Here is a 17865-nt window from a genome sequence, read left to right as displayed (position 1 = left end):
CGTAATCTGCCGCTGGCCCGTTACGTGGTGCTATGCCCAGACCCGCTGATGACCTGGCCCAGAACCGGTCCGATGACGGTCGGTGCCGGGTCGGCGAGCATGAGCTGATGAGTGGTGGCGACAGGGTGATCGACGATGACACCGCTGATGTGGCGCCGCCACCGCGAAGCGCCGCCGCGGTCGATGCCGCCGGTGTTCATGGCGGTGAAGTAAGTGAGCGAGCCGTCGAACCGGTCCGGCACGAGTTCGGTCACCAGCGCGACCGAACGCAGCGCGCCCCGGTACATCGCCACGAAATCGTCCCGTGAGATCGGCAGGTCGGCCGCGAGGGTGGTGTGCAGCGCGGCCACGGCGTCGTCACCGAGGTCGGCCAGGTCGTCGGCCGAGGGGAGCTTGTCGTCGGGGATGCCCAGGTCGAGCAGGGCGTGACGCAGTTCGGCGCGGAAGTCGGTGAGGTCGGCGCCGGGCACACTGTCGAGCATGGTCAGCGAGGCCACCGTCTGGTCCGCTGCCTGCAGTCGGGTGGCGACGGCGTGGGCGAGCACACCGCCGAGCGACCAGCCGAGCAGCCGGTACGGGCCGTGCGGTTGGACGGCGCGGATTTCGGCCACATAGCGGTCGATCAGTTCGTCGGCCGTGCCGGGCCGGAAGCCGGGTTCGCTCAGGGCGGGTGACTGGATGCCGATCACCGGCCGGTCGGCGGGCAGGTACGGGACCAGCGACGAATACGCCCAGGCCAACCCGGATACCGGATGCAGACAGAACAGCGGTTCCGCGCTCGCCGGACCGCCTGCCCGCGTGCCGCCGCGGGCGGCGTCGTTCAGTGGCAGGACGACCGACAGCGCGGCCGCCAGATCCTGCTGTCCCGAACCGCCGAGACGTTCGGCGAGGCCACCCACGGTGGGGTCGGCGAAGAACGCGGCGACGGTGAGCGCGGTTCCGGTGCGTTCGTGCAGGCGGTGGACCACGCGGGTGGCGAGCAGGGAGTTGCCGCCGAGGGCGAAGAAGTCGTCGTCGAGGCCCGGGTCGCCGACACCGAGCACCTCGGCGAAGACCTCGGCGACCGCGATCTCGTCGCCGCTTTCCGGCGCCCGGTACCGGCGCGGTTCGACGACCGGTGCGGGCAGGGCGGCTCGGTCGAGCTTGCCGTTCGCGTTGAGCGGCAGCCGATCGAGGACGACGAACGCCGACGGCACCATGTACGACGGCAGCACCTGCGCCACCGCGTTTCTGGCGACGGTCGCGGTGAGTTCGGCGCCGGGGGCGGGCACCACATACGCCACGAGCCGGTCACCGAGTTGCGGGTCGGTGGTGGCGAGCACCGCCGCCTGGGCCACCTGCGGCGCCGCGAGCAGGGCCGACTCGATGTCGCCGAGTTCGATGCGGAAACCGCGGATCTTCACCTGGAAGTCCGTGCGCCCCCGGTAGTCGAGTTCGCCGATCGCGTTCCAGGCCACCAGGTCGCCGGTGCGGTACATGCGGGCACCCGGTTCGAAGGGGTTGGCGACGAAGCGGTCGGTGGTGAGATCGGGGCGGGCGAAGTAGCCTCGGGCGAGCTGGTCGCCTGCCAGATACAGCTCCCCCGCCACGCCCGGAGGCACCGGCCGCAGGCGGGCGTCGAGCACGTAGACGCGGCTGTTCCATTCGGGCGCGCCGATCGGCAACGTGGTGCGGTCGGCGGCGGTGACGCGGTGGTCGGTGATCGAGACCGCCGCCTCGGTCGGCCCGTACAGGTTGTGCAGCGCGGCGTCGGTGGCGGCGAGGAACCGCTGAGCCGTGTCGGCCGGGAGGGCTTCACCGATGGCGAGCACGCGGCGCAGCGAAACCGGAAGTGCGCCTGCGCATTCGGTGAGCAGGGCGTCGAGCATGGACGGGACCACGTGCAGCGTGCTCACCTGCTGATCGGTGAGCACCCGCAGCAGGTACGCCGGGTCACGGTGCCCGTCCGGTGCGGCGATCACCAGTTTCCCGCCGCTCACGGCGGTGGTCCAGAACTCCCAGACCGAGAGGTCGAAGGTGGCGGCGGTCTTCAGCAGCACGGAGTCGTCGCTGGTGAGACCGAAATGCTCGGTCTTCCACAGCAATTGGTTGACGATGGCGCCATGGGGCACCGCGACACCCTTCGGCTTGCCGGTGGACCCGGAGGTGAAGATGACGTAAGCCGTGTTCTCCGGCCGCAGGTGACCCCGCCGCTCACGCGCCCCGATCGGGCTCGCCGGATACCCGGCGAGGTCGAGCGTGTCGATCGCGACGGCATCGCCGAAACCGTCACGCACGGTGGTCAATACGCACACCGGCGCGGCGGTGTCGAGGACGTGGCGCACCCGGTCGGCGGGCTGATCGGGATCGAGCGGGACATAGGCCGCACCCGCCTGAGCCACCGCGTACATGGCCACCACGAGATCCACGGACCGCCGGATGGCGAGCCCCACCCGGTCCTCCACACCGACGCCTTGCGAAATCAGGTGCCGTGCAAGCTGGTTCACCCTTGTCGCGAATTCGCGGTAGGTCAGCTCGGCACCGTCGGGAGCGGCCAACGCCACCCGACCGGGATGCCGTGCGACCGTCTCGTCGAACAACGCGGGCAGCGTGGTCGACGGGCCTTCGTGCCGAGTGTCGTTCCAGTCGTGCAGGATCCGAGCGCGTTCGTCCTCGGACAGCAGATCGATTTCGTCGACGGGCCGCTCGGGTGCGGCCGCGATCCCGGCGAGTACCCGCGCGAACCGGTCGGCGTACACCCGTGCGGTCTCGGGCTCGAAAAGATCGGTGGCATAGGTGAGTACACCGTTGATGCCCTGGGCGACGCCTTCGCTGTCGTAGGCGTCGGCGACGATGGCGTGCAGGTCGAACTGCGAGACCGCCAGGTCCACGTCGACGCCTTCGACGTCGGTCTCCCCCAGCTCGAGCCCGGTGCGGGTGAGGTTCTGGAAGGACAGGCCCACCTGGAACAGCGGGTGCCGCGCGGTGGAGCGAGCCGGGTTGATCGCCTCGACGAGGCGTTCGAACGGCAGGTCGGCGTGGGCGAACACCTGCAGGTCCGTTTCCCGTTGCCGCGCCAGCAGATCGGTGAACGGTTCGCCTGCGTTCAGGGTGGTGCGGAACACGAGGGTGTTGACGAACATGCCGATGAGGTCGTCGAGCGCGGCCTCCCCACGACCGGCTATGGGGGTTCCGATGGCCAGGTCGTCGGTACCGGCCAGTCTGCCGAGCGTCACGGCGAGCGCGGCGTGCACAACCATGAACAGGGTGGCGCCCTGGGTACGGGCCAGGGTGAGCAGCGCGCGGTGGGTCTCGGCGTCGATCTCGATCGGCACGCGGCCACCTGCCAGCGACTGGACGGCCGGGCGCGGGTGGTCGGCGGGCAGGTCGAGCTGGTCGGGCAGACCGGCCAGGGCGGTGCGCCAGTACTCGAGCTGGGCCGAGGCCAGCGAATCCGGGTCGTCCTCGCTGCCGAGCAGCTCGCGCTGCCACAGCGCGTAGTCGGCGTACTGGACGGGCAGGGGCGCCCAGTCCGGCGCGGTACCGGCCGAACGAGCGCCGTAGGCAAGCATCAGATCCCGGCTGAGCGGGGCGAGCGAGCTGCCGTCACCGGCGATGTGATGCACGACGACCGCGAGCACCGATTCCTCCGGGCCGAGCTGGAACAGCGCGACCCGCAGCGGCACCTGACTGCGCACATCGAAACCGTGCGAGCCGAGTTCCCGCATGGCTGTTGGCAATTCGTCGGCCGTCAGGGTGCGCACCTCGAGCCGGGGTGTCGCCTCCGACGGATCGAGGATCCGCTGCACCGGCCCCTCGTCGGTCTCGGGGTAGACGGTGCGCAGAGTTTCGTGCCTGGCCACCAGGTCGGCGACGGCCGCGTCGAGCGCGGCCACGTCGATGGCGCCGGTGAGCCGCACCGCCATCGGGATGTTGTAGGCCACCGACTGCGGATCGAACTGGTTGAGGAACCACATCCGCTGCTGGGCCAGCGACAGCGGGATCCCGTCGGGTCGCTCGCGGGCCACCAGCGCCGGACGCGCACCGGCACCGGCGGATTCGGCGAGCCGACGCGCCAGGGCCTCCACCGTCGGCGCCTCGAACAGCAGCCGCACCGGGAATTCGGTGTCGAGGGCGGCGCCGAGCCGGGCCGCGACCTGGGTGGCCAGCAGCGAGTTGCCGCCGAGGGCGAAGAAGTCGTCGTCGAGGCCGAGCTGGGTGTCGGCGTCGAGCACCTGGGCGAAGGTGCCTGCCACGATCTGCTCGACTGGGGTAACGGGCGGGCGGAATTCGGCGTGCTCGAGCACCGGCGCGGGCAGCGCCCGGCGGTCCAGCTTGCCCACGGGGGTGAGCGGGATGGTGTCGAGTTCCATCAGCACGGTCGGCACCATGTGCGCGGGCAGGCTGCGTTCGGCGAACGCGGTGAGCTCGGCGGTGTCGACGACGGCGCCCGGCGCGGCATGCACATAGGACACGAGAATCGTCGCACCGCTGTCGAGTTCATGTCCGACAGTCGCGGCGAAGTCGAGACTCTCGTGGGCGGAGAGCACAGCGTCGATCTCGCCGAGCTCGATCCGGAAACCACGGATCTTCACCTGGAAGTCGTTGCGCCCCACGTACTCCAGGGCACCGTCGGTGGTCCAGCGGACCAGGTCACCGGTGCGGTAGAGCCGGGAACCGGCGGGCTCGAACGGATTCGGCACGAAACGTGACGCGGTGAGGCCCGGCCGCGCGTGGTAACCGCGGGTGAGCTGGGCGCCGGTGATGTACAGCTCGCCGGTGACGCCGGGCGGCACCGGGCCGAGCCGGTCGTCGAGCACGTATTCGGCCACACCGGCCAGCGGTCCGCCGATGGTGAGCGGGTCACCGGGTTTCAGCGGCACACTGATGTTGGTGACGATGGTGGTCTCGGTCGGCCCGTACACATTGTGGAACTGCCGAAGACTGCCGTCGGCCAGCGGAATCGCCCAGCGCCGCAGCAGATCCGGCGGACACGCCTCGCCACCCACCGCGACCACCCGGAAGTCGTCGAGACCGGCGGGGTCGATCGAGGCGAGCGCGGCCGGGGTGATGAAGGCGTGACTCACCCGCTCGCGGCGCAGCAGCGCGGCCAGTTCGTCACCGCCGAACACACTCGGATCGACGATCACCATCGTCGCGCCCGCACCGACCGCGAGCAGCAGTTCGAGAATGGACGCGTCGAACGACGGGGACGCGAAATGCAGTGTCCGCGAGTGCGCTTCGACCCCGTAGTGCTTGCGCTGTTCGGCGCTGAACCCGGCGAGCCCGGCCTGCGAAACCGCCACACCCTTGGGCAGACCCGTCGAGCCCGAGGTGTAGATGACGTAGGCGAGGTCCTCGGCGCGGATCTGGCGCACCCGGTCGGCGTTGGTGACCGGCACACCGGAGAACTCGTCGAGCCGCGCCACCGTTGCCGCGTCGTCGATGGCCAGCCACTGCACCTGCGCGGGCAGCCGCTCGGCCGCGCTCGCGACGGTCAGCCCGAACACCGCCCCGGAGTCGGTGACCATGTGCGACACCCGATCCGGCGGGTAGTTCGGGTCGACGGGCACGAAACCGGCACCGGTCTTGGCCACCGCCCACACCGCGAGCACCGACTCGATCGAGCGCGGAATCCCCAGGGCCACCAGGTCGCCCGCGCCGATCCCGCGCGCGATGAGCAGGCGCGCGATGCGGCTGGACCGCTCGTCGAGCTCGGCGTAGGTGAGGCTACCGAGGGTGCGGGTGGCATCGGCCAGCACCACGGCGACACCGTCGGGAGCGGTCTCCACGGCGGTGGCCAGCAGCTGCGGCAGCGCGGTCACCCGGGTGCGGCGTGTGCGCACCGGGCGGGTGCGTACCGGTCGTGTCATCGCGAATCCACCTCATCCGTCACCGAAACTGCCTCGGTCATGGTTTCAGACCGCGGCGGCGCTCAGCTCGGCGAGTACCAGGACCACCTCGGCCCGGCCCGCGTCGCCGGGTGCCGCGTCGTCGGCGATCACCGCGCGCAGATCCTCGAGCTCGCCCGTGTCGACCGAGTCGAGACCGGCCCGGTCACCGAACAGGTGGCTCACCCATTCCTCGGCGAGCGCCGCCGACGGATCGCCGGTGACCAGCACCATCGACGCACCGGCCACACCGGCCGCGACCGGTTCGACGACGGCCGCGAAGGTGTCGGTCGCGGTGGCGAAGGTCCGCGATTCGAAGGTGAGCTCGGCCTCGGTGCGCACCCGCGCGCCCGCGGTGGCGAGGTCGTCGTAGCTGCGCACACCCTCGGCACCGACGAAGGCCGGGTCGCTGCCACGCAGGGCGCGGGTGCGGTCGGCGTAGGTCACCGGGCGGGCCGACTGCGTGGACAGTTCGGTGCGCACGGCGGGATCGTCGAGCACCACCCAGTCCAGCTCGGACGAGGGTGCGGTGCCGGTGGTGATGCCGATCTTGGCCGTCGGCTCGGCCGCCGTCTCCCGCGAGAACGGCACGATCGCCGCGCCCGCCTTGAGCACCGCCCACACCGCGACGGCCCAGTCGGCGCCACGCGGAAGGGCGAGGGCCACACCGGAACCCGGTCCGAAGCCACGCGCGATCAACAGGCGTGCCAGGCGCGAGGAGCGGGCGTCGAGCTGTTCGAAAGCGACCTGCTCGTCGCCCCAGACCAGCGCGGGACCGTCCGGGTCGTCCTCGGCGGCGGCGGTGAACGCCTGGGTGAGCGTGGTTCCGCCGGTCGCCGTGGTCGGCGCGGGCGCCTGGGCGGCGCCTGCGAGCAACCGGGCGCGTTCGCTCTCGTCGAGGATGTCGATGTCGCCGACGCGGACCTGCGGGTCGGCGGCCACCGCCGTGAGGATACGAGCGAAGCGCGTACCGATGGAGCGAACGGTCGCCTCGTCGAACAGGTCGATGGCGTAGTTGAACAGCGCGACCAGCTCACCGGGCGCGCCCTCGTCGGTGTAGCGCGGCTCCACGTCGACCTGCAGGTCGAACTTGGCCGACACTCCGGTGTCGAGCGCGGCGACGGTGAGGCCGGGCAGTTCGAGTGCGGCGGTCTCGTTGTTGCTGAAGGTCAGCGCCACCTGGAACAGCGGGTTGTGCGTGCTGCTCTTGCCCGGCGCCACCACCTCGACGACCCGCTCGAACGGCAGATCGGCATTGGCGAAGGCGCCGAGGTCGGTTTCGCGGGCCAGGTCGACGGCCTCGTCGAACGAACCGGCCGGGTCGAGGGCGGTGCGCAGCGTGAGCGTGTTGACGAACATGCCGACCAACTCGTCGAGCGCCCGCTCACCACGACCGGCGACCGCGGTACCGATCGCGATGTCGGTGCTGCCCGACAGCCGGGCGAGCAGTACGGCCAGCGCCGCGTGCACAACCATGAACAGCGACGACTTGTGTTCGCGCGCAAGGTGATTCAGCTGCTCGTGCACCTCGGCGGGCAGCCGCAGCTCGGTGGTCGCGCCGCGCAGGCTCGGCACCGAGGGACGCGGACGGTCCTGGGGCAGCTCGAGCAGCGGCGGCATCCCGGCCAGCTGGGTGCGCCAGTAGTCCAGCTGGGCGGCGGCCACCGAACCCGGCTCGTCGTCGGCGCCGACCACTTCGCGCTGCCAGAGCGCGAAGTCCGCGTACTGCACCGGCAGCGGCGTCCACGCCGGGCTCTGCCCACCCGTGCGGGCGACGTAGGCGGTGATCAGGTCGCGCGCCAGCGGGGCGAGCGAGGCGCCGTCGGCGGAGATGTGGTGCACCACGAACACCAGCAGCGAATCCGACGATCCGTCGGTGAGCAGCCGCGTCCGCACGGGCACCTCGCGGGTGACGTCGAAGCCGGCGCTCACGAGTTCGGCGACGCGGCCGAGCACGTCGTCGGTGGTCTCCACCACGAGGCCGTCGGGCAGCACATCGATGACCGCCAGGATCTCCTGGTACGCACCGGTCTGCTCGGTGGCGGGGAAACGGGTGCGCAGCGACTCGTGCCTGCCGAGCACATCGGCGATGGCGGCGTCGAGCGCGGCCACATCGAGGTCCCCGGTGAGGCGAAGCGCGAAGGGCAGGTTGTAGGCGCCCGAGCCAGGGTCGACCTGGTTGAGCACCCACATGCGCTGCTGTGCCAGCGACAGCGGAATCCGCTGTGGGCGGGCGGCCGGGACGAGGGCGGGCCGTGCGCCGGCACCGCTCGCGCTGATCCGGGCGGCCAGCGCGGTCACCGTCGGCGCCTCGAACAGGTCGCGGATGCTGATGTCGGCGTCGAGCGCCTCGTTGATCCTGGCGATCGCGCGGGTGGCCAGCAGCGAGTTGCCGCCGAGGGCGAAGTAGTCGTCGTCGGCGCCGACCCGGGCCATGCCGAGCAGTTCGGCGTAGACGCCCGCCACGATCTCCTCGGTGGGTGTGGCCGGTGCCCGGAACTCACCCGCGGTGAAGGTGGGGGCGGGCAGGGCCTTGCGATCGAGTTTGCCGCTGGGGTTGAGTGGCAGTTCGTCGAGCGCGACCAGCGCGGCCGGAACCATGTAGGACGGCAGGATCTCACCGATGGCGGCCAGCAGTGGCGCCGGTTCGATCGTGGCGCCCGGCTTCGGCACCGCGTACGCCACGAGCTGTTCTCCCGCAGGCGAATCCGCGACGATCGCCACGGCCTGGCTTACGGCGGGCTGGCCGAGCAGCGCGGTCTCGATCTCGCCGAGTTCGATGCGCTGACCACGGAACTTCACCTGGAAGTCGGTGCGGCCCAAGTATTCCAGCGTGCCACGGCCGTCGGCCTGCGTGCGCCACACCACCAGGTCGCCGGTGCGGTACATGCGCGCGTTCGCGCCGAAGGGATTGGCGACGAAGCGGTCGGCGGTGAGGTCCGGCCTGGCGACATACCCGCGTGCGAGTTGATCACCGGCGAGGTAGAGCTCGCCGACGACGCCCGCGGGAACCGGGCGCAGCCGCGAATCCAGTACGTACACCTGGGTATTCCACTCCGGCACACCGATCGGCACCGAGCCGCGGCCAGGGTCGTCGGCGGGCCAGTAGGTCACCGAGACGGCGGCCTCGGTGGGCCCGTACAGGTTGTGCACGCGGGCATCCGAGACCGCGCGCATGGCGGCGACGGTCTCCGGCGGCAGCGCCTCACCGATCGCGAACACGTCGCGCAGGGTGGGAATGCTGCCCGGGGCGGTGTGCGCGGCGAAGACGGTGAGCATCGAGGGCACGAAGTCGGTCATCGTGACACGTTGTGCCGCAATGGTTTCGGCGATGTAGGCCGGGTCGCGGTGGCCGTCGTGGGTGGCGACGACCAGCTTCGCGCCGGTGCGCAGCGGCATGAAGTAGCCCCACAGCGACACGTCGAAGGTGGTGGCGGTCTTCTGCAGGTACACATCGCCGGGGCCGAGCGGGTATTCGGCGAGCATCCAGGCGATCTGGTTCTCGATCGCCGCGTGCGACACCGCGACGCCCTTGGGTCTGCCGGTGGAGCCGGAGGTGAAGATGACGTAGGCGGGGTGCTGCGGCAGCACCGGACGCGCCAGCTCGGCCGCGGTCAACGGTTCGGCCGAGAAGCCCTGCAGCGCAACGGTATCGATCGAGATCACCGGCGTTCCCGCGGGCACCTCGACCGCGTCGGCGGTGGTGGTGAGCACGCACACCGGCTGCGCGGTGTCGAGAATGTGGGCGATGCGCTCGGCGGGGTGATCCGGGTCGAGCGGCACGTACGCGCCACCGGCCGTGACGATGGCGTACATGCCGACAACCAGATCGAGCGAACGCCGAACGGCCAGCGCCACATACGATTCCGGTCCGACACCGTCGGCGACGAGTTTGCGCGCCAACCGGTTGACCCGCTCGTCGAACTCCCGGTACGTCAGTTCGCTGCCCTCGTAGGCGAGCGCGACCGCGTCGGGGTACTCGGCCACCGCACGGCGGTAACCGTCGAGCAGTAGCGCGGGCGCCAACTCGTGACGAGTGTCGTTCCAGCCCAGCAGGATTCGATCCAGCTCGGCCTGCTCCATCAGCTCGTGCCCGCCGAGCGGGGCCGCCGGGTCGGCGACGATGGCGGTGAGCAGCCGGACGAACCGGGCGGCGATACCTTCCACGGTCGCCGCGTCGAACAGGTCGGTCGCATAGGTCAGGCCGACCACGATGCCGTGCGGCACGCCGTGACGGTCGGTGTCCTCGACCATCTCGAACTGCAGGTCGAACTTGGCGAACGGGATGCTCAGGTCCACCCCGCTGACGGTCATCCCCGGCAGCTCGAGCGCGGTGCGCGCCATGTTCTGGAAGGCGAGCATCACCTGGAACAGCGGATGCCGAGCGGTGGAACGGGCCGGGTCCAGCAGCTCGACCAGCCGCTCGAACGGCACGTCGGCGTGGCCGAACGCGGCCACATCGGTGGCGCGCGCCTGGGCGAGCAGTTCCTCGAAGCCCATCGCCGGATCCACCTCGGTGCGCAGCACGAGGGTGTTGACGAACATGCCGATGAGGTCGTCGAGGGCGGCGTCACCACGGCCGGCGACCGGCGTGCCGATCGCGATATCGGTGCTGCCCGACAGCCGCGCGAGCAGCGCCGACAGCGCCGCGTGCACCACCATGAACAGCGTCGAGTTGTGGGTGTGCGCGAGTTTGTCCAGCCCGGCGTGCACGTCGGCGGGGATGCGGAAGTCGAAGGTGGCGCCACGGTAGGTGGCCACCGAGGGGCGCGGCCGGTCGGCCGGGAGGGCGAGCTGGTCGGGCAGGCCGGCGAGCTGGGTGCGCCAGTAGCCGATCTGCTGAGCCAGTACCGATTCCGGGTCGTCCTCGGTGCCGAGCACGGCGCGCTGCCACAGCGTGAAGTCAGCGTATTGCACACGCAGCGGTGGCAATTGGGGTTCGGACCCCGCGCTGCGCTGCACATAGGCGGTCATCAGGTCGCGGGTGAGCGGGCCCATCGACACACCGTCACCGGCGATGTGGTGGACCACGCAGATCAGCACATGCTCCTGCGCGGTGAGCCGCAGCAGCCGCAGCCGGATCGGCGGCGCGAGCGACACATCGAAGCCGACACCCACAGTCTCGGCGACGAGCCCGGGCACCTGCTCCTCGGTGACCTGCTCGCAGGCCATCTCCGGCACCGCGCGCGGATCGGACACCGGCAGGATCAGCTGCTGACCGGCGCCGTCGACCTGCGGATACATGGTGCGCAGCACCTCGTGCCTGGTCACCAGGTCGCGTACCGCCGCGCGCAAGGCGTCGACGTCGAGCGCGCCCGACAGCCGCACCGCGATGGGCATGTTGTTCACGGCACTGGCCGGATCGAACCGGTTCAGGAACCACATCCGCTGCTGCGCGAACGACAGCGGAATGATCTCGGGCCGCTCCTGGGGCACGAGCTCCTGACCGGAACCGGTGCCGATGTGGCGTTCCACCCGTTCGGCAAGCGCCGACACGGTGCTCGCCTCGAACAGCACCTGCACCGGCACCCTGGTGTCGAGCGCGGCGCCGATGCGGGTGGCCGCCTGGGCCGCGAGCAGCGAGTTGCCGCCGAGTTCGAAGAAGTCGTCGTCGGCGCCGACCCGGATCTCCTCGTCGCCACCGGTGGTGAGCAGGGCGGCGAAGACGTCGGCGACGATCTCCTCGACCGGAGTGGACGGTGCGCGGAACTCGCGCGCGGCGAACACCGGTTCCGGCAGCGCGTTGCGGTCGAGCTTGCCCACCGGGGTGAGCGGGATCCGGTCGAGCACCATGATGGCGGCCGGAATCATGTAGCCGGGCAACGACTCCGAGAGGAAGGCGTCGACGGCGGGGATGTCGAGGGTGGCGCCCGTGCGCGGCAGCACATACGACACCAGCGCGGTGACGCCGGAGGGCAGGGTCTTGCCGAGGGTGGCCGCGAAGTCGATATCGGGGTGGGCGGTGAGGGCGTTGTCGATCTCGCCGAGTTCGATGCGGAAGCCGCGGATCTTCACCTGGAAGTCCGAGCGGCCCATGTATTCGATGACACCGTCACCGGATTCGCTGCGGCGCACCAGGTCGCCGGTGCGGTACAGCCGGGCGTTGGCGTCGCCCGCCTGTGCGCCGAACGGGCTCGCGACGAAACGCTCCGCAGTCAGTGCGGGCCGGTTCAGATAACCCTGCGCCAGCGCGGGACCGGACAGGTACAGCTCACCGATCACCCCGGCGGGCACCGGTCGCAGCCGCGAATCGAGCACGAACGCACCGATTCCGGCGATGGCCGAACCGATCGTCACCGGGGCGGTGGGATCCATCGGCGCGGTGCTGGTGGCGAGGATGGTCGCCTCGGTCGGACCGTAACCGTTGTAGAAGCGGCGATCGCCGACGGCCCAGCGGCCCACCAGTTCCGGGCCGAACTTGTCACCCGCGACCACGACGACCTTCAGATCGTCGAGATCGGCCGCCTCCACCGATTCCAGCGCACCGGGCGTGATGAGCATGTGCGACACCCGCTCGCGGCGCAGCAGGTCGGCCAGTTCGAAACCGCCGAACACCTGCGGCGGCGCGATCACCAGGGTGGCGCCCGCCGAGAACGCCAGCAGCAGCTCGAGCACCGACACGTCGAAGTTCGGCGAGCACACGTGCAGCACGCGCGAGTCGGCGGTGACGCCGTAGTGCTCGCGTTCGGCGGCGACCAGCGGGGCGAGGCCGGTGTGGGTGACCACGACGCCCTTGGGCTTGCCGGTGGAGCCGGAGGTGTAGATCAGGTACGCCGGATGACGCTCGTCGAGCGTGCGGACGCGGTCGGCGTAGGACACCGGGTGCGCGGGCTGGGCGGCGATCCGCTCGGCGGTCGCGGTGTCGTCGAGCTCGAGCCACGGCAGCGTGGTGCCGAGGACCGCGCGGTGCGCGGTGGTGGTGAGGCCGAGGACCGCGCCGGAGTCGGACAGGATGTGAGCGATGCGGTCGGCCGGGTAGTTCGGGTCGACCGGCACATAGGCCGCACCGGTCTTGGCGATGGCCCACACCGCGAGCACCGATTCGATGCTGCGGGCGATGCCGATGGCGACCACGTCGCCGGGGCCGATGCCGCGCCCGATCAGTTCCCGCGCCAGCTGGGCCGACCGCTGGTCGAACTCCGAATAGGTGAGCTCGCGCTGATCGGCGGGCTCGCCCGTGGGATTGAACCGGACTGCCACCCGATCGGCCGACGACTCGACAGCGGCGGTCAGCAACTGCCCGAAAGTCGGACTGCTCGACCGGCGACGGCGGTTACCGCGGGCAGAACGACGGGCAGTTTCCATGCGGGATCATTCACCTCTCATCGAGCCTGACGCGCGGCCACAACCGCACCGTGCAGATCGAGCCATCATATCGACCGTCCACACACATACCGGGATCGCGCCGGTAGCCCCCAGAATCTCGGGCCCAGAGGAGTATCGGCGCCGGCTTTGTCGCTGTTGCCGCTTCAACGGCAAAGTGACGGGGCTCATACGAACCACCGTCACTAGATCGTGCCTGTTTGCGGGCGATATCCGCTCAGTGAGCCGACGGGCCCCATTCCATCGGAACGCCCTTGGAAGCCAGGTACGGCAGCGGGTCGATCTTGGCGCCGCCCTGATCCCAGATCTCGAGGTGCAGGTGCGGGCCGGTGGACTGGCCGCGGTTGCCGACGGTCGCGATGACCTGGCCCGCGTTCACCCGCTGGCCCTCGCTGACGAGCATGTCGTTGACGTGGCCGTAGACAGCGGTGGTGCCGTCGTCCTGCAGCACCCGCACCCACAGGCCGAAGCCCGAGGCCGGGCCCGCCTCGACGACGGTGCCGCTCATGACCGAGTGGATCGGGGCGCCGATGGAGTCGGCGAAATCGATGCCGCTGTGCATGGCACCCCAGCGGGCGCCGAAGCCGGAGCTGATGGGACCGGCGACCGGGCGGGCGGCCTGCGGCGGCGCGACCTGATGCTGGATGCCCTGGAGAATGTCTTCGACCTGCGCCAGCGGACCGGAGATCTCCGGGGGCAGGTTGCCGATGCCGAACGGGGCGGCCACCGGAGCGGCGATGGGGGCTGCGACGGCCTGCACCGGCGCGGGCGCCTCGACGTGGGAGGCGACTTCCTGCGCGGCGACCAGGTTCACGTCCTCGCGGGCCGACTCGGGAACGACGGATTCCTCGACGTCGTCCTGGGTGGTCGGCAGCAGCGGAGCGGCGTAGGCGATGGCGGGGACGACCTGCGCGGCGGTCCCGACCAGGGCGCCCGCGGCGACCGCGGCACCGGCGGCGGCCCGCACCCGCTCGGTGCGCGAGGGCGCGGCGCGGTGCCGGCTGGGGCGTCCGGCGCCGCCGTCGGCCAACAGGGCCTTGACGGAGATCGAATCGGGGCCCATACGGTGCTGCGACAAGGTTTCGTCCTAGCGTCCGGCGACAATGACGGTACGAAGCCGATCTCGCGATCGACCTGGGATCTCTCCCGATGCCGGACTATGTGTAACGGTTCGGCATCCGTCGTGACGTGAACTGTACCGCGCCGTGATCATTCCGCAACCTTCGGTGGCAAATTCCCAGGTGGATCGCGTGTTGACTAGTAACGAGCCCAAGATCGAGACGGGTAACCGAGAGCGTCGCGGGGGCTGGACACCGGTTGGCCGGGCCACACTCTTGGCATGGTGATCGAGAGCTTGCGCGTCCCCGTCGTCGCTGCGCCCATGGCGGGCGGCCCGTCCACTCCCGAGTTGGTGGCCGCGGTGTCGGCCGCGGGCGGGTTCGGACAGCTGGCCGCCGGATACCTCGGCACCGAGGCGGTGGCCGCGCAGATCGCCGCGACCAGGGCGCTCACCCCCGGACCGTTCGGCGTGAACCTCTTCGCGCCGGGCCCCGTCGCCGATCCGGCCTCCTACGCGGGTTACCTGGCCGAACTCGGGATCGAGTTCCCGCTCGGCACGCCAAAGCACGACACCGACAGCTGGGCCGACAAGCTCGACCTCCTGATCGAGGAGCCGGTCGCGGTGGTGTCGACCACCTTCGGTTGCCCCACCGCGGTGGAGGTGGACCGGTTGCACGCCGTCGGCTCCGAGGTCTGGGTGACGGTGACCTCGCCCGCCGAGGCCGCCATCGCGCTCGACGCGGGCGCCGACGCACTGATCGCCCAGGGCGCCGAAGCGGGCGGGCACCGCGCGTGCTTCCTCGACGACCCGGCCGACGACCCGATCGATCCCCTCGGCCTGCTCGCCCTGCTGCAACTGCTCACCGCCGCCACCGATCGCCCGATCGTCGCCGCGGGTGGCATCGCGACCGGCGCGGCGGTCGCGGCGGTCCTCGCCACGGGCGCACGGGCGGCGCAGGTCGGCACGGCCCTGCTGCGCTGCCCGGAAGCCGGAACCAACGCGGTGCACCGTGGCGCGATCGGCTCCCCCGAACCGACCATGCTCACCCGCGCCTTCACCGGTCGGCGTGCGCGCGGCATCCGCAACCGGTTCCTCATCGACCACACTGCGGGCGCGCCCGCGGCGTATCCCGAAATCCATTACGCCACTTCCCCTTTGCGCGCCGACGGCCGGGTTTCGGGCAACCCGGATCAGGTGAATCTGTGGGCCGGGCAAGCACATTCGCTCAGCACCGAGCAACCAGCGGGCGAACTGGTCACCACCCTGTGGTCGGACGCGAAATCCTCGCTGCGCCGTGCCCTTTCGGACTGAACCCCGCTTATCGACAACGGATTTCGTTTACACTCGGCCGGGCATCGCATTCCACCGAACACTTCGAGCAGGAGGAGAGCGCCATGTCCCTCGATGTCCCGGCAGCCTTACTAGAACGCGCCGAACAGGGCGATATCGACGACGCGGAATTCGTCGACTGTGTCCGCCGGTCGCTGCCCTACGCCTGGGAAGTGGTGAGCCGGGTCGCCGGTGATCTGCGTGCGGGCACCGACGAATACGCCGACAACCGCATCCCGCCGCCGGACGAGGCGGCTCGCGGCCAGCTGTTGCGTGCCCTCGCCTCCGACGCCATCCGCAGTGGCCTGGAACGCCACTTCGGGGTCAAGTTGGCCTTCCAGAACTGCCACCGGGTCGCGGCCTTCCCGCTTTCGGCGGTCGGCGGGGAAACCTACACCCGCTACATCAGCCCGCGCGCGCAGCTCTTGAACCAGAGTCCCGAGCTCCGCAACTGCTGAATCTTCGGCGGGCGGCGAAAGGGCGGGCGTGGAAGTGATTCCACGCCCGCCCTTTTCGTCGTTCTAGACCGTGACGACCTCGAGCTCGCCTTCGGCGTACTGGGCGCGCAGGCGCTTCTTGTCGAACTTGCCGACGCTGGTCTTGGGCACCTCCGCGATGAAGGTCCAGCGCTCCGGCAGCTGCCACTTGGCGAACTTGTCGGCCAGGAAGTCACGCAGCTCGGTGGCCTCGGCGGCGGCACCCTCGGCCAGCACGATGGCGACCAGCGGGCGCTCGTCCCACTTCTCGTCCGGCACGCCGATCACAGCCGCCTCGGCGACTGCCGGGTGGCCCATCACCGCGTTCTCCAGGTCGACCGAGGAGATCCACTCGCCGCCGGACTTGATGACGTCCTTGGAGCGGTCGACCAGGGTCAGGTAGCCGTTGGGGCTGATCTTGCCGACATCACCGGTGCGCAGCCAGCCGTCGTCGAACTTGTCCGGGTCGATCTCGGCGCCGGTGGGCGAGTAGTAGGAGCCGGTGATCCAGGCGCCGCGCACCTCGAGCTCACCGAGGGACTCGCCGTCGTTGGGAACGACCTTGCCGTCGTCACCGACGAGACGGGCCTCCACATTGGCCGGGAAACGGCCCTGGGTGTAGCGGTACTCCCAGGCGTCGTCGCCCTCCACACCGGCGGGCGGGTGCGCGACACTGCCCAGCGGCGAGGTCTCGGTCATGCCCCAGGCGTGCAGGATGCGCACGCCGTGCTTCTCCTCGAAGGCGCGCATCATCGACGGCGGCACCGCCGAACCACCCACGACAGCCGTGCGCAGATGCGAGATGTCCTGCGGCGCGGCCGCCAGCGCGGCGAGCACACCACCCCAGATGGTCGGCACCGCGGCGGCGAAGCTCGGCTTCTCGGCGGCCATCATCTCCAGCAGCGGCGCGGGCTGCAGGAAACGGTCCGGCATCAGGATGTTGGCGCCCGACATCAGCGCCGCGTACGGCAGGCCCCACGCGTTGGCGTGGAACAGCGGAACGATCGCGAGCACGTAGTCGCCGCCGTGGAAACCCATGCCGTTGGGCGAGTTCACCTGCATGGCGTGCAGCCAGTTGGAGCGGTGCGAGTAGACGACACCCTTCGGGTCGCCGGTGGTGCCCGAGGTGTAACACATCGCGGCGGCCGAACGCTCGTCGACCACGGGGAAGTCGAACTCGGCGGACTGGCTGTCGAGCAGCTCACGGTAGGAATGCACCTGCACGCCCTCGGGCGCGGTGAGCGCGGCCGGGTCACCGTTGGCGACGATCACGTGCTTGACCGTCTTCAGGTTCGGCAGGTACTGGGCGAACAGCGGAACCAGCGTGCCGTCGACGATCACCACCTGGTCCTCGGCGTGATTGGCGACGAACACCAACTGCTCCGGGAACAGCCGGATGTTGAGCGCGTGCAGGACGGCGCCCATCGCGGGGACCGCGATGTAGGCGGTCATGTGCTCGTTGTTGTTCCACATGAAGGTGGCGACCCGGTCGCCCTCGTCGATGCCGAGCCCGCGCAGCGCGTTGGCCAGCCGAGCGGAATCCGCGCCGAGCTCGCGGTAGGTCATGGTGCGAACACCGTCGCCGGTCCAGGTGGACACGGTGGAATCGCCTTGGAAAGTGGCGGCATAGTTGAGCAGTTTTGCCAGCGAGAGCTGGTCGTCCTGCATTGTGCTCAGCATCGGTGCTCCTTCGAATCCCTCGCCGCGGAATGATCCACGTCACACGGGATGTTACCGAAAGGTTTGGCCCGGGCAACGGGTTCCTCAACCAAGATTCCGGTCTCGACCTTGTCGGCGCGGACGGGTA

Annotated in this window: 6 protein-coding genes; 2 read left to right on the top strand and 4 right to left on the bottom strand. The window is 70.3% G+C overall.

Annotation, left to right across the window (positions count from 1 at the left end):
- Nucleotides 1–20 precede the first annotated feature (20 nt).
- From AB0F86_RS24440 to AB0F86_RS24430, 3 genes are all read right to left on the bottom strand, one after another.
- Nucleotides 21–5852 (bottom strand): amino acid adenylation domain-containing protein, encoded by a 5832-nt coding sequence (locus AB0F86_RS24440; RefSeq protein WP_356985960.1) that lies wholly within the window; start codon nt 5850–5852, stop codon nt 21–23.
- A gap of 45 nt (nt 5853–5897) precedes the next feature.
- The gene (locus AB0F86_RS24435; RefSeq protein ID WP_356985961.1) at nt 5898–13175 is read right to left on the bottom strand and encodes an amino acid adenylation domain-containing protein; all 7278 of its coding nucleotides are present in this window, start codon (nt 13173–13175) and stop codon (nt 5898–5900) included.
- A gap of 235 nt (nt 13176–13410) precedes the next feature.
- Complete coding sequence (locus AB0F86_RS24430) at nt 13411–14271, bottom strand: M23 family metallopeptidase (protein ID WP_356985962.1); 861 nt, start codon at nt 14269–14271, stop codon at nt 13411–13413.
- A 261-nt stretch (nt 14272–14532) separates the two neighbouring features.
- Here AB0F86_RS24430 and AB0F86_RS24425 point away from each other — a divergent pair, with 261 nt between their 5' ends.
- Both AB0F86_RS24425 and AB0F86_RS24420 read left to right on the top strand, forming a co-directional pair.
- Nucleotides 14533–15564, top strand: coding sequence for a nitronate monooxygenase (locus AB0F86_RS24425; RefSeq protein ID WP_356985963.1), 1032 nt, complete (start codon nt 14533–14535; stop codon nt 15562–15564).
- Nucleotides 15565–15647: 83 nt separating this feature from the next.
- The gene (locus AB0F86_RS24420) at nt 15648–16040 is read left to right on the top strand and encodes an SCO5389 family protein (RefSeq protein ID WP_356985964.1); all 393 of its coding nucleotides are present in this window, start codon (nt 15648–15650) and stop codon (nt 16038–16040) included.
- A 63-nt stretch (nt 16041–16103) separates the two neighbouring features.
- Here the strand turns inward: AB0F86_RS24420 and AB0F86_RS24415 are convergent, their stop codons facing one another.
- A complete protein-coding gene (locus AB0F86_RS24415; protein WP_356985965.1) occupies nt 16104–17738 on the bottom strand; it encodes a long-chain fatty acid--CoA ligase in 1635 nt (544 codons plus the stop codon).
- Nucleotides 17739–17865: the final 127 nt, after the last annotated feature.

Source organism: Nocardia sp. NPDC023733, from assembly GCF_040639775.1.
In the GTDB taxonomy this organism is placed as follows: Bacteria; Actinomycetota; Actinomycetes; order Mycobacteriales; family Mycobacteriaceae; genus Nocardia; species Nocardia rosealba.
Note: the sequence above shows the minus strand (reverse complement) of the source record. Positions and strands in the feature narration are given on the sequence as shown.

Excerpts from the sequence above, each read along its gene's own strand:
- AB0F86_RS24440 (WP_356985960.1), bottom strand. The coding sequence starts at position 5,852 with ATGACACGACCGGTACGCACCCGCCCGGTGCGCACACGCCGCACCCGG.
- AB0F86_RS24435 (WP_356985961.1), bottom strand. The coding sequence starts at position 13,175 with ATGGAAACTGCCCGTCGTTCTGCCCGCGGTAACCGCCGTCGCCGGTCG.
- AB0F86_RS24425 (WP_356985963.1), top strand. The coding sequence starts at position 14,533 with ATGGTGATCGAGAGCTTGCGCGTCCCCGTCGTCGCTGCGCCCATGGCG.
- AB0F86_RS24420 (WP_356985964.1), top strand. The coding sequence starts at position 15,648 with ATGTCCCTCGATGTCCCGGCAGCCTTACTAGAACGCGCCGAACAGGGC.
- AB0F86_RS24415 (WP_356985965.1), bottom strand. The coding sequence starts at position 17,738 with ATGCTGAGCACAATGCAGGACGACCAGCTCTCGCTGGCAAAACTGCTC.